The 13,179-nt window shown below is 63.2% G+C and carries 12 protein-coding genes; 6 read left to right on the top strand and 6 right to left on the bottom strand.

Going from position 1 to position 13,179, the window contains the following annotated elements:
* The first annotated feature begins 15 nt into the window (after positions 1 to 15).
* From IVA93_RS11900 to IVA93_RS11880, 5 genes are read left to right on the top strand one after another with little or no spacing between them, the layout of a single operon-like run.
* Positions 16 to 813, top strand: a complete 798-nt coding sequence (locus tag IVA93_RS11900; protein ID WP_247398460.1) for an alpha/beta fold hydrolase — start codon at positions 16 to 18, stop codon at positions 811 to 813.
* A 12-nt stretch (positions 814 to 825) separates the two neighbouring features.
* A complete protein-coding gene (locus IVA93_RS11895; protein ID WP_247541598.1) occupies positions 826 to 2,115 on the top strand; it encodes an acyl-CoA dehydrogenase family protein in 1,290 nt (429 codons plus the stop codon).
* Positions 2,116 to 2,117: 2 nt separating this feature from the next.
* Positions 2,118 to 3,641 carry a class I adenylate-forming enzyme family protein gene (locus IVA93_RS11890; RefSeq protein ID WP_247541597.1) on the top strand — a complete coding sequence of 508 codons (1,524 nt, stop codon included), beginning with the start codon at positions 2,118 to 2,120 and terminating at the stop codon, positions 3,639 to 3,641.
* Complete coding sequence (locus IVA93_RS11885; protein ID WP_247541596.1) at positions 3,638 to 4,726, top strand: NAD/NADP-dependent octopine/nopaline dehydrogenase family protein; 1,089 nt, start codon at positions 3,638 to 3,640, stop codon at positions 4,724 to 4,726. The genes IVA93_RS11890 and IVA93_RS11885 overlap by 4 nt, the downstream gene beginning before the upstream one ends.
* Before the next feature lie 3 nt (positions 4,727 to 4,729).
* Positions 4,730 to 5,722 carry a 3-hydroxybutyryl-CoA dehydrogenase gene (locus IVA93_RS11880; RefSeq protein ID WP_247789807.1) on the top strand — a complete coding sequence of 331 codons (993 nt, stop codon included), beginning with the start codon at positions 4,730 to 4,732 and terminating at the stop codon, positions 5,720 to 5,722.
* On the opposite strand, the gene IVA93_RS11875 is transcribed toward IVA93_RS11880, so the two are convergent.
* From IVA93_RS11875 to IVA93_RS11850, 6 genes are all read right to left on the bottom strand, one after another.
* Positions 5,719 to 6,765 (bottom strand): 2,5-dihydroxypyridine 5,6-dioxygenase NicX family protein, encoded by a 1,047-nt coding sequence (locus IVA93_RS11875; protein ID WP_247541594.1) that lies wholly within the window; start codon positions 6,763 to 6,765, stop codon positions 5,719 to 5,721. The genes IVA93_RS11880 and IVA93_RS11875 overlap by 4 nt on opposite strands.
* A 37-nt stretch (positions 6,766 to 6,802) precedes the next feature.
* Positions 6,803 to 7,570, bottom strand: coding sequence for an ABC transporter permease (locus IVA93_RS11870; RefSeq protein ID WP_247452918.1), 768 nt, complete (start codon positions 7,568 to 7,570; stop codon positions 6,803 to 6,805).
* Entirely contained in the window at positions 7,567 to 8,352 is a 786-nt protein-coding gene (locus tag IVA93_RS11865; protein WP_247541593.1) for an ABC transporter permease, read from the bottom strand. The genes IVA93_RS11870 and IVA93_RS11865 overlap by 4 nt, the downstream gene beginning before the upstream one ends.
* The gene (locus tag IVA93_RS11860; protein WP_247541592.1) at positions 8,349 to 9,194 is read right to left on the bottom strand and encodes an ABC transporter ATP-binding protein; all 846 of its coding nucleotides are present in this window, start codon (positions 9,192 to 9,194) and stop codon (positions 8,349 to 8,351) included. Before IVA93_RS11860 ends, IVA93_RS11865 begins: the two co-directional genes overlap by 4 nt.
* Positions 9,195 to 9,315: 121 nt before the next feature.
* Positions 9,316 to 11,010 (bottom strand): dihydroxy-acid dehydratase, encoded by a 1,695-nt coding sequence (gene ilvD, locus IVA93_RS11855; RefSeq protein ID WP_247541591.1) that lies wholly within the window; start codon positions 11,008 to 11,010, stop codon positions 9,316 to 9,318.
* A 79-nt stretch (positions 11,011 to 11,089) separates the two neighbouring features.
* The gene (locus tag IVA93_RS11850; RefSeq protein WP_247789806.1) at positions 11,090 to 12,073 is read right to left on the bottom strand and encodes an ABC transporter substrate-binding protein; all 984 of its coding nucleotides are present in this window, start codon (positions 12,071 to 12,073) and stop codon (positions 11,090 to 11,092) included.
* A 175-nt stretch (positions 12,074 to 12,248) separates the two neighbouring features.
* Between IVA93_RS11850 and IVA93_RS11845 the strand changes: the two genes are divergently transcribed.
* Positions 12,249 to 13,175, top strand: a complete 927-nt coding sequence (locus tag IVA93_RS11845; RefSeq protein ID WP_247789805.1) for an NAD(P)-dependent oxidoreductase — start codon at positions 12,249 to 12,251, stop codon at positions 13,173 to 13,175.
* Positions 13,176 to 13,179: the final 4 nt, after the last annotated feature.

Below are 13,179 nucleotides of genomic sequence, written 5' to 3'. Positions count from 1 at the left end.
TCGCAGCCTGCGCCAATGATAACAAAGGACGGCCGCTTCGCCTATGAAGCAGCGGGCGATCCGGGCGGGACACCTCTGATTTTCCTGCATGGCATCGGGGGTGCGGCACGGGCCTGGCGGCAGCAGCTTGCCACATTCGGCGACCGCTTCCACGCGATTGCATGGGACATGCCGGGCTATGGCGGATCGGCGCCGCTCTCCAGCGTCAGCATCGCTGCCCTGGCGGATGCGCTTCAGCGATTCATCGAGCAGCTTGGTGCGAGCAAGCCAATTCTGGTCGGGCATTCCATCGGCGGCATGATCGTTCAGCAATGGCTGGTGCAATCCGCGAAACCGGCGCGCGCGGTCGTGCTGGCGCAGACCAGCCCCGCCTTCGGCAAGGCCGACGGCGGTTGGCAGACATCGTTTATCGCCGCACGGCTGGGGCCGCTCGATCGCGGCGAAACGATGAAGTCGCTGGCGCCCTCTCTGGTGAAGGAACTGGTGGGCGACGATCCTGATCCCAGGGGAATGGAGCTTGCACGCGAGTGCATGGCAAGCGTGCCCGAGGCGAGCTATCGCGCCATGATGCTGGCGTTGATTGGCTTCGACCAACGCAGCACCCTCAAGGACATTTCCATCCCGACGCTGCTGCTGTCCGGCTCTAAGGACAACAACGCGCCAGCGCCAATGATGGCGAAGACGGCGACCTACATTCCATCTGCCGAGTATGTCGAGTTGGCCGGTGTCGGCCATCTTGCAAACCTTGAGCGCCCCGATGCCTTTGACGAGGCCCTCGGCCGGTTCCTGAACTCCGTCGCGATCAACACGTAGGATGACTGCGCCATGACCATGCAAGTCAGCAAGACCATCGGCGCGAGTGACAAGGTCGCGCTGGATGCACCGATCTTCGATCCCGTCGCATTCCGACTGAGCGACGAGCAGGCCGGCATCATCGCGCGGGCGCGCGAGATCGGCCAAAGCGTGTTCGCCGGCCGCGCAGCGACTTACGACCGCGAGGCGATCTTCCCGTCGGAGAATTATCGCGACCTGCATCGTGTCGGCTTGCTCGGTATTGCCGTCCCCAAGAAGCATGGCGGGCTCGGGGCCAACTATCAAACTTACGCACTCGCGGCAGCCGAAATCGGCCGCTATTGCGGCGCAACCGCGCTCACCTGGAACATGCATGTCTGCTCAACGCTGTGGTCGGGCCCGCTCGCCGACGATCTCGACATGGACGCTGAGACCCGCGCTGAGCACGAGCGGCGACGTGCAGTCCACTACAAGCGCATCGTCGAAGACGGCGCGATCTATTCGCAGCCCTTCTCGGAGGGCGGTGCGGCAGCGGCAGGCGGGGTCGCTTTCGGCACGGAAGCACGGCCGGTCGAGGGCGGCTGGATCGTCAACGGCAAGAAGATCTTTGCATCACTCTCCGGCCATGCGGACTATTACGGCGTTCTCTGCACCGAGATCGAGGAAGGCGAGAAGGCTTCCCGCCGCAATACGCTTTACCTCGCCATCCCTGCAAAATCGGAAGGCGTTTCGGTCGTCGGCGACTGGGATCCGCTCGGCATGCGCGGAACAGTCTCGCGCACGCTGCTGTTCAAGGACGTGTTCGTGCCGGCAGATTCGGCGCTGATGCCGCGGGGCGTCTATTTCCAGGCCGCGATGCGCTGGCCGCACATGTTCCTGACGTTGTCGCCGACCTATATGGGCCTTGCGCAAGCCGCCTATGACTTCACCGTGCGATATTTGCGCGGCGAAGTACCGGGCATGCCGCCGGTTAAGCGCAGGATGTATCCGACCAAGCAGATTGCGGTCGCGCAGATGCAGATCAAGCTCGAGCAGATCAAGGCAATCTGGTTCCAGGCGGTCACCGAGGCGCGCGCCAACCCGAGCAAGGAGCAGGTGCTGCGCGCCTATGCCGCGCAATATTCGGTGATGGAGGGCGCCAATGAGCTCGCCGCGCTCGCGATCCGCACCTGTGGCGGTCAGGCTATGCTGCGCTCGCTGCCGCTCGAGCGGATCTATCGCGACAGCCGCTGCGGCTCGCTGATGTTGCCCTGGACAGCGGAGCTCTGCCTCGACCGGATCGGGCGCGAGGCACTGTACGAGGCCGGCGAAACGGACGACTGACGGTGGACCTCTGTAGTCTGATCGATCGCAACGCGGCGTTCGCGCCAGACAAGACAGCCATCGCCTTCGAAGGCGAACGGTTGAGCTATGCAGCGTTCGCTGCACGGATCGAACGAACGGCGGCGACATTGAAGCAGGAGCTCGGCGTCGCCCGGGGCGACCGCGTGGCCATCCTCGGTCTGAACCGGCCGGACTATCTGGTTCTGCTCTATGCCTGCGCGCGACTCGGCGCGATGCTGGTGCCCCTGAACTGGCGTCTGGCGATCGCCGAGCAGCTTTTCATCCTCAATGATGCCGGCGCCAAGGTCCTGGTGCTCGAGCAGGCATTTGAGGGAATTCTTGCCGAACTCGAGGGCACTGCAATTGTCGGGCTCGATTTCGAACCGCCTCACGGCACGACGTTCGAAAACCTGTTGGCTCGGAGCCGGGGCACCGGCCGCAACCCGCACACCGATCTCTCCTGCCCGCTCCTCATTGTCTACACATCGGGAACGACCGGACGACCGAAAGGCGCGGTGCTGCGCCAGGAGGCGTTGTTCTGGAACGGCGTCATGAGCCAACACATGCACAACATGACGTCTGACGACCATGTGCTGACGCTGCTGCCGTTCTTCCACGTCGGTGGCCTCAACATCCAGACCACGGCGGCGCTCCAGCTGGGCGCGATGGTCACGGTTCACGCACGCTTCACGCCGGACACCGCGCTTGCAGCCATCGAACGGGAGCGGCCGACCTTGACGGTGATGGTGCCGGCGATCATCCAGGCCGTAAGCGAGCATCCCGCCTGGACCACGACCGACCTTTCGTCACTCAAAGCCGTCGCGACCGGCTCGACCATCGTGCCGCCGCATCTGATCGACCGTTTCGTCGCGCGTGGCGTCCCGGTGCTCCAGGTCTACGGCTCGACGGAAACATGCCCCATTGCAGTCTACACCCGGCTTGGTGGCGATCTCTCGCGCGCGGGCTCGACCGGACTTGCCGGCCTGTGCTGCGAAGCGAAAGTGATTGATCAGGCCGGCAACGAGGTGCCGGCGGGCGCACCGGGCGAGATCGCGGTGCGCGGCCCGAACGTGTTCTTCGAATATTGGGGCAATGCGGACGCCACGCGCGATGCGCTGCACGACGGCTGGTATCGTACCGGCGATATCGGCCTGTGCGACGCGGACGGCTATTTCTGGGTGCGCGACCGCAAGAAGAACATGATCATTTCCGGCGGCGAGAACATCTATCCGGCGGAGGTCGAACGCGTCCTGCTCGAACATCCCGATGTCAGCGAATGCGCCGTGATCGGCCGGCCCGATCCACGCTGGGACGAGGTGCCTATCGCCTATGTGATCCCGCGATCCGGCGGTCGACTGGAAGCAGACGCGTTGAAAGTGCATCTCCAGGCCCAGCTCGCCCGCTACAAGGTTCCGCGCGACATCATTTTCGTCACGGACCTGCCGCGCACAGCGCTCGGCAAGGTCCAGCATTTCCTGCTGAAACAGCTTGATGCGCAATCGCGCACGCAAGGAGAAGCATCTTGAAGATTGCGGTTCTGGGGGGAGGAAACGGCTCTTTCGCGGCCGCGGGGGATTTTGCGCTGTCGGGACATGAGGTCCGGCTCTGGCGCCGCGACGCGGATCAGGTCGCAGCACATCGCGCCGCCGGCTCGCGCGTCCTGGTGAAAGATCATAACGGCCGTCATAACGTGAAATTAGCGCTGGTGACGACCGGCATCGCCGAGGCCGTCAACGGTGCAGAGCTGATCCTGTGCCCTGCCCCCGCCTTCGCGCAGACTGATATCGCGCGCCTGCTTGCTCCCCATCTGCGGGATGGACAGGTTGTGTTTTTGCCGCCGGCCACGTTCGGCTCGATGATCTTCGCCCAGGCTGCGCGGGATGCGGGCAACCACGCCAAGGCGTGCTTTGCCGAGACCGGAACCTTGCCCTGGCTGACCCGCAAGCACGGGCCGTTCGAGGTCGCGATCACCATCCGCGCCAAGCGACTGCCGGTCGGCATTTTCCCGCTCGATCAGGCGCCGCGCGCACTTGAGGTGATTGGACAGGCTTTCCCAGGTGCAATCGAGCCGTGTGGCGATGCTCTCTCCGGTGCGCTGATGAATGCAGGCCCGATTATCCATCCGCCGCTGATCGTGATGAATGCAGGCCCGATCGAGCACTTCGAAAAGTGGGACATCCATAAGGAAGGAACGCAAGCCGCGATTCGCCGGGTCACCGACGCGCTCGATGCCGAACGGATGGCCGTGCGTGAAGCGCTCGGATATGGCGCACCGCATTTTCCGCTCGCCCATCATTACGCGAGGGAAGGCGAGGTGTGGATGTATGGCCGCGGCTCGCATGAGCGGCTGACCGATTCCGGCGACTGGCGCGAGCAGATCGTGCTGACCGAGCATCGCTACATGAGAGAAGATTTGCGGCTCGGGCTGTCGCTGCTGGTCTCCGTCGCTGCCCTGGCGGGCGTGGCTACGCCGCTGGCCAAAGCATTCCTGGCCATTGGTGGCGCAGTTTGCGGTGAGGATTTCGCGCAAGGCGGCCGGAGCCTCGAGACGCTGGGACTCGGCAATCTCGATAAAACCGCATTGCAAACGCTTCTTCGCAAGGGATTTTAAGCGATGACCAGCCGAGCCATCATCGCCTGTCTCGGGGCCGGCCGCATGGGCCGCGGCATCGCCGTCGCGTTCGCCTACGCCGGGCATACGGTCACAATGATCGACATCAAGGCCCGTTCAGCCGAAGATTTCGCCAGGCTGGAGGCAGATGCGCTCGGCGAAATCAGCAAGACCTTTGCCAGCTTGGCGAAGCTGGGGCTACTGACCGAGGCGGATGTCGATCCGCTGATTGCGCGGGTCTCGGTGGTGCCCGCCAGCCAGAGCGCGGCGGCACTGTCCGATGCGGGAATAGTCTTCGAAGGGGTCCCCGAAGTCGTCGCGCTCAAGCGGAATGTGCTGGGGGCCGCCTCAAAGCAAGTCGGGCCCAATACCATCATCGCATCAACGACGTCGACCATTCTCGTCGACGACCTCTCAGGCGCGATCGTAAATCCCCGCCGCTTCCTCAATGTGCACTGGCTCAATCCGGCCTACCTGATTCCGCTGGTGGAGGTTTCGCCCGGTAACGCCACCGACCCCGCCATCATCGAGGAGGTCAAGGCGCTGCTCGAAGGCATCGGCAAGGTGCCGGTGGTCTGCGCAGCCACACCCGGCTTCATCGTCCCGCGCATCCAGGCGCTGGCGATGAACGAGGCCGCGCGCATGGTCGAGGAAGGCGTCGCCAGCGCCGAGGAGATCGACAAGGCGATCCGCTTCGGCTTCGGCTTCCGCTACGCCGTGCTCGGGCTGCTCGAATTCATCGACTGGGGTGGCGGCGACATCCTCTACTATGCCAGCCGCTATCTCGAAGGCGCGCTCGGCAGCGACCGCTATCGTGCACCGGAGGTCATTTCGCGGAACATGCACGAGGGCCGGATCGGCCTGCGCACGGGCGCAGGCTTTCTGGATTATTCAGGCATGGACGTCGACGCCTATCGGACAAAACGGCTTCAAGCCATGGTCGACCTGCTCCGTCACTTTGACCTGGCTCGTCCGCCCGTGCTCGATCGGAACTAGCCGAAGAAGTCCTGAAGCACACCTTCGCGCACCACGGCAATGCCATCGAGCTCGATCGTCGTCCCCATCATCGGCAGATCGAAATGGCCCGCCGTGTAACGGCCGGCGAATTCGTTGGCCCCGGTCGAGAACAGGAAGTTGCCGGAGACGGCGCGTATTTCGGTGCCGTTGGTATCGCGCTGGTCATACATCGACAGTGCCTCGTAGCGCGCGGCCGGATTCATGCCGAAGCCGACATGCGATACCGCATAGGCTTCCCGATCGCCCCAAGCCGCAAGGTAGGCACGCATCATCGCGGCATCAGTGCCCTCGCCTTCCAGCTCGACGACATAATCGTCCTTCAGCGTCATCTTCACCGGCGATGTCAGGTAACGCTTGAAGGTCAGGTTGATGTCACCGGGCGCCATCACCAGCGTGCCATTGATCGTTCCGCTCTTGGGGAAGCTGACGACGATGCCGCCGGGCCAATGCGCCAGCGTACCGGGCTTGTCCGTCCACCCCCACACGCCGACAGTGGACGCGCCGACCATATCGACGTCGAGCGCCGTGCCGGCCTTTGAAGTCACCCGCATCCGCTTGGTCCCCCGCAGCATCTTCGCCGCCGCGCGAACGCGCTTCTCGAGCGCGGGATCCGGCACCATCCGCTCCAGCGCCTCGGGATGCTCGTTGGAAATCACCAGGATACGTGCGCCGGCTTTGAGGATCTCGGGTGTCTCGACCGCATGCATCAGGCCCTCGATGGTGCAATCCACAACAAAGCCAGCCTGTTGAAGCGCGGTGATAACCGGGCCAAGCCGCTGGATCGCCTCGCTCGCCCCGGTCGAGCGAACCGGAACGATATTCCGGTTACGTGGGGTCGGCATGACGACGTGGAACGGTCGCGCGCCCATCCGCAGCAGCGCGAGCTCCGCCAGATGAACATTCAACGCACGTGACTGGGTTTCCGAGAGGATCGCCGCGGTATCGCCGGCCTTGACGGCGCATCGCTCAAAAATCTCGCAAAATGCGTCGATCCATTTTGCCTCGATGCGATCAGCCAGCATGGTCTACTCCCGGTCTTCTGGTTTCTTCTTCGTCAGTTCATGCTTCGGGGAAACCCCGCAGCAGATACGCGCGCACGGCCCCCAGCAGGCCATTGAGGATCAGGCCCAGCAGCGAGATCGTGATCAGCGGCACGAACATATCGACGGCCTGAAAGGTCCGAGCCGCCGTGACGAGGACATGTCCGAGCCCGTCGCTCGACGTGATCATCTCCGCCAGAAACACCACGATACACGAAATGACAAGGCCGATCCGGCAACCGGTCAGGATCGAGGGCATCGCTGCCGGCAGCACCACCTTGAACAGGATCTCATAGCGCGGCGTTCCCGCCGCCATGGCCGACCAGATCAGCTTCTGCTCCACCGTTGAAGCGCCGTAATAAGTAGAGAGCAAAATGGGAAAGAGTGCATCCGCCGCGACCAGCGTGATCTTCGATCCGTGACCGAAGCCGAGCAGCAGCAGCAATGCTGGATAGAGCGCGACCTTGGGCAACGGCGCGAGCACGCGAACGATCGGCCGGACCACGGCGTTGATAGCCGGACTGGCGGCGGCGGCGATGCCGATGCTGACACCGAGCACGACCGCAATCGCGAAGCCGGCAAACAACCGGATCAGGGTCGCCGCGATCTCCTGCTGAAACGACCATGTCACGAGTTGCTGAAGCAGCCTGCTGAAGACGTATCCCGGCGGCGGCAGCAACACCGCAGGCGCAAAGCCAAATGATACGAGGCCTTGCCACAGCGCGATCACCAGCACGATCGGCGCGAGCCCGAGGATGACGTTGGTAGAGCGAAGCTGCGGCATCATGAGAAGCTCAGCGGCATGTCGAACTGAGGCTCAGACCAGCGCACCAGCCTTGCGCGGACCCGCTCGAAGATCGCATCCAGGCAAATTCCCATCGCGCCGACGATGATGATCATGGCAAAGACGGTGTCGTATTGGCCCATGTCGAGTGCATTGAACAGGATGTTGCCGGCGCCGGACTGACGGGCGATCATCTCGCTGGTAATCATCGTGATCAGCGCCAGCACGAGTCCGGTGCGGCAACCGGTCAGAATTTCCGGCAGCGCCGCCGGCAGTACGATCCGGACCAGCCGTTGCGCAGGCGAAAGCCCCATCGCGGCGCCCGACCATAGCATCTTCTCTTCCACCGCCTTGGCGCCCTCGAAGCTGTGATAGATTACGGGCAGGCTGACGCCGAGGAAGATCACCAGCGTCTTCGTGATGTCGCCGACGCCGAGCCACAGCATGATGATCGGCATCAAGGCTGCCTTCGGCACCGGATAGATCACCATCAGAAGCGGATTGAAGAACGCCGCGACGGCCCGGCTGCGGCCCATCAACAGGCCGAGTGGGATCGAAACCGATACCGCTATGCCAAACCCGACCGCCATGCGGCGGAGCGAGGCCAGGATGTTGATCAGCGCTTCCTTATCTCCGAGGATGTCCGGGATTGCACGGATTGCCTCGATCGCCGTCGGGAAGCTGTCGTTCTTCAGCGCGAGTGACGCAACCTGCCATGCCGCAAGAAGCCCGATGCAGGCAAACACCGGCGCGGCACGCTTGGCAAGGGCCGTCAGCGATGTCATGACGCCGATCCCGTATCTTCGACCTCGTCGAACATGCGCTCGATATCGACGACGTATTTCTGGTAGCGAGGGTCGAGCAGCAGCTCGCTGCGGCGGCGCGGCCGCGGCAGATCGATGTCGATGACCTCGCGGATGCGGCCGGGCGATTTCGACATCATCACGACTTTGTCCGACAGGAAAACTGCTTCGTCCACAGAATGCGTGACGAACAGCACCGTCTTGCGATCACGCTCCCAGATGTTCAACAGATCGTTCTGCAGCCGCGTTCGCGTGTGAGCATCGAGCGCGCCGAACGGCTCGTCCATCAACAGAACCTCGGGATGGTAAGCCAGCGTTCGAGCCAGCGCCACGCGCTGCTTCATGCCGCCGGACAGCTCCTTGGGATAGAAGTTTTCATAGCCCTTGAGCCCGACCATGTTGATCAAGGCCCGGCTCTGTGCTTCCGCCTCGGCGGTGCGCACGCCCTGCTGGCGAGGGCCGTACATCACATTGCCCAGCACGGTCTTCCACGGAAACAACGCGAATTCCTGGAATACCGGTCCGCGATCCGGCCCTGGTCCCGTGATCGTCCGTCCCCTGATCTTCGCTGAGCCGCTGGTCGGGCTGACGAAGCCGCCGACGACGTAAAGCAATGTCGACTTGCCGCAGCCGGATGGACCAAGGATGGAGACGAAGGCTCCCTCCTCGATCGCCAGCGAGATGTCCGATAGCGCCACATGGTTCTTGCGCGCCGAGGTCTGAAATACCTGAGAGACGCTCTCGATCTCGATGATTGCAGAAGCCGGCTTTTGCGGCGTCACCGGTCTCACCCATTCGCTCGATCTCGAAGGCACTACCTTCATCTCGTCTCACTTCATTCGCGCGAACCCTGCGCAACAGGCTTGCTGAACATCCTCCGTCAGCGATGCGAGCTTAGCAAGAAACTTGCCAGACCAGTGGCTGTTTCGGGCCAGGTGCGCCGCGTCATCCGAACCAGGGCCATTCTGCGGGGCCCTCATGCGTGACGGCGCCGCCCGGTGCCTGGCCAACCAATCGCGCATATTTGGCGAGGGCACCGGCACGGTGACGAGGCGGACGCGGCTTCCAATCGTGTCGGCGAGCAGTGAGTTCCTGCTCGTCGACCAGCATATCCATCCGCCGGTTCGCGGCATCAATCCGGATCCTGTCGCCATCGCGTACCAGCGCCAGCGGGCCGCCGACGAAGGCCTCGGGAGACACATAGCCGATGCACATTCCGCGGGTGGCGCCGGAGAACCGTCCATCCGTGATCAGGGCCACCTTCTCGCCCATGCCCTGGCCGTAGATCAGCGCGGTGACGCCGAGCATCTCGCGCATGCCGGGACCGCCCACCGGCCCTTCATTGCGGATCACGAGAACCTCGCCCGCCTGATAGGTGCGATCACGAACCGTCGCGACGCAGGCCTCCTCGTCTTCGAAAACGCGCGCCACGCCTTCAAAGAATTGGTTCTTAAGGCCCGCGACCTTGATCACCGCGCCATCGGGACAGAGGTTTCCCTTCAGCACGGCCACACCACCATCTGGCATGATCGGGGCACGAGCCGCGTAAACAACCTCTCCGTCAGGTGCGTTGGCGGCGCCATATTCTTCGGCAAGTGTACGGCCCGTGATCGACAGGCAACTGCCATCAATATGCCCGCTCTGGATCAGTTCCCGGATCACCACGGCAGCGCCGCCGATATCGTAGACATCCTTTGCCGTATATTTGCCTCCCGGCCGCAGATTTCCGATCAGCGGCGTCCTGGCAAAAACCTCGCCGACATCATCGATCGTGAATGCGATCCCGGCCTCGTTCGCGATCGCCGGCAGATGCAGCGCAGCATTGGTCGAACCGCCCGTGGCAGCCACGATCGCCGCACCGTTTTCCAGGGATTTCCGCGTCACGACGTCGCGCGGCAACGGCCCGCCGCGCTCCAGCATCTCCATGATGAGGCGACCGGCCCGCCTGGATATCTGCGCGCGCTCGGCATAGACACCTGGCACCATCGACACGTTTGGAATGGTGAGGCCCATCGCCTCCGACACCATCCCCATGGTGTTGGCAGTGAATTGGCCGGCGCACGCGCCGATGGTCGGCAGGCAGGCGCGCTCGATCCGCTCGAGCGTGGCGCCGTCGATCTCTCCGGTCATGAAGCTGCCGACAGCCTCGTAGGAGTCGAGCACGGTGAGGGTTCGCCCGTCGACGCGGCCCGGTAGCGCGCTGCCGCCATAGATGAAAATAGCCGGCACGTTACAGCGGACCATGCCCATCATCACGCCGGGAAGCGTCTTGTCGCATCCGCCGTATCCGATCAGCGCATCGTAGGCGAGACCATGGACGACGGCTTCGATCGAGTCGGCAATCAGCTCCCGCGAAAAAAGGGAGAACTTCATCCCTTCGTGATTCATGCTGATACCGTCGGAAACCGACACGGTCGAAAACTCGCGCGGCGTGCCGCCGGCCTCTTCGATTCCGGTCTTGGCCGCTGCGACCTGAAAGTCGTGCGTCATGTTGCAGGGCGTCTGTTCGCCCTTCATGCTGACGACGCCTACCATCGGCTTGGCAATCGCAGCGTCGTCGAGCCCCATCGCACGCATGAATGCACGGTGCGGAGCCCGGTCGAGGCCATCCGTCGTGATCCGAGATCGGAGCTTCTTCATACGCGCATCTTCTTCATGCAACGTCCCGGATCATCCTGGACGCCGCGACCTTCTCGCTTGGTTCAGTCGCCCGATCGCCTTATTGAAGCGGAGCGACAATCGTAGAATGCTTGAATTGGGCGACATCCAATTTTGGCAGCATCCCTGTCTCCGCGTAGATGTCCAGCATCTTCTGGATCGCGGCGAAATTCGGTGCCGCCCCCGGATCGCGGCCGAAATCATTGTCCTTGAGCAGATAGGTCTCGAGAACCGGAATAGGTGCTTTCAGGACCTCGTTGACGACCTTCAACGTCTCTTCGCGGTTCGCCAGCGCTTTCTTCATGCCGGAAGTAATGTCACGCACGTAAGCCTTGACCAGTTCCGGGTTCTTGTCGACGAAATCGGCACGGCAGGCTTCCAGGATGTGCACGATGTTCGGCATCGCCTGCGACAGCGAGAACAGTTTGCGCGTGCCGCCCTTTGCCTCCGCACGCGCGGCAAACGGCTGGTTCATGTTGACCGCATCGACGCGGCCCTGCCGCAACGCATCTTCGGAGACGGCAAAGCCGACCTCGACCAGCTTGATGTCCTTGGCCGGATCGATGCCATTCTGCTTCAGCAACAGATTGAACGGGCCCTGGGTGCCGCCGCCGATCACGGAGATCCCGACCGTCTTGCCCTTGAGATCGGCGATCGTCTTGATCGGGGAGTCGTCCATGACAGCCCAGTAGACCGAGAAACCACCGGCCTTCTCGAAGACGTGCTGCGCCACGATGTAGGCCTTGAGGTTGCCGCCAACCACACCGTTGGCGAGCGACAGCGGCGCCTGCGTCGCGCAATCCAGCGCGCCCGCCGCCAATGCCTGCGTCATCGGAGCGGTACCCTGAAACTGGGTCCATTCGATGTTGTAGGTCTTGCCGAGATTGGGAAACTCAGCCGGGCGGCGCATCATCCAGTATTTGGATTCTTCGGCCGGAATCGTCCAGCCGACGCGAATTGTCTGCTGCGCCCATGACGAGCCTGCGCCCGCGCTCACGGCCGCTGCCGCCCCCAAAGCCAAGATCCACTTCGAAACGGTTCGCATCGTGCCCACTCCGCTGCCCAGGCGCCGACCGGCGCCATCCAACCCGACCGTGGCAAATGTTTCATGGTTCAAACAATCAAGCAAGCCATGCAGGCCGCGCGGTTTCGTCGTGGGATACACCATGTATGGTAGTGCACGTCGCGCGGCGTCGTGGAGGGATAGATGGAGGCAACCTATGGCTGAAGCGAGCAAGACAAACCCGCAAGGCGTCGAGCGGCTCGGCTATCTCGGCCTTGGGCTGATGGGGACACCGATGAGCCGGCGCCTGCTCAACACCGGCCATCAGATCACTGTCTGGAACCGTTCGGAATGGAAGATGGCCGCGCTCGTCGAGGCCGGTGCCAGACGCGCAGCCAGCCCACGCGACTTGATGGAGAGCTCGGACATCGTCTTCATGTGCGTGACGGATGCGGCCGCCGTGGAAGAGGTGATCTTCGGGCCCGCGAGCATCTCAACTGCACCCGGCGCGGGTAAGCTCGTGGTCGACTTCTCGTCGATCCATCCTGACGCCGCACGGGACCTTGCAACGCGATTGTTAGCAGCGAATGGCGCTGGCTGGATCGACGCGCCGGTGTCCGGTGGTACCAAGGGCGCTGAGGAAGGCACGCTTGCGATCATGGCCGGCGGAAGAGCCAGCGACATCGAGCGGGTCCGCCCCTACGTGCTGGCTATGGCATGCAGGTTCACCCACATGGGCCCGACCGGCGCGGGGCAGACCACAAAGCTGTGCAACCAGGTGATCGTCGGATGCGCGATGGCTGTTCTTGCGGAGGCAACACGCCTTGCCGTGAACGCCGGAATCGATGCCAACCGATTGCCCGAAGCACTCGCCGGCGGCTTTGCTGACTCCATTCCGTTGCAGCTGTTCGTTCCGCGGATGGTCCAGGGCATTCACTCACCCCCGCTTGGTCACATCGCTACAATGCTCAAGGACCTCGATACCGTCGCCGATGTCGCGCAGACGACGTCGACCCCGGTGCCCATGGCCTCGCTTGCCGGACAACTTTTCAGGCTCGCCAAGGCCGCGCGAGGCGCGGATGCGGATGCGCTCGAAATCTACAAGCTTTCGGCGGGGAGCGCTGAACCGTCGAGCGCGAACTGAAGCA

The organism is Bradyrhizobium sp. 155, assembly GCF_023101105.1.
Lineage (GTDB): Bacteria > Pseudomonadota > Alphaproteobacteria > Rhizobiales > Xanthobacteraceae > Bradyrhizobium > Bradyrhizobium canariense_D.
The sequence above is the reverse complement of the archived record's forward strand: the minus strand, read 5'-3'. Positions and strand labels throughout refer to the sequence as shown.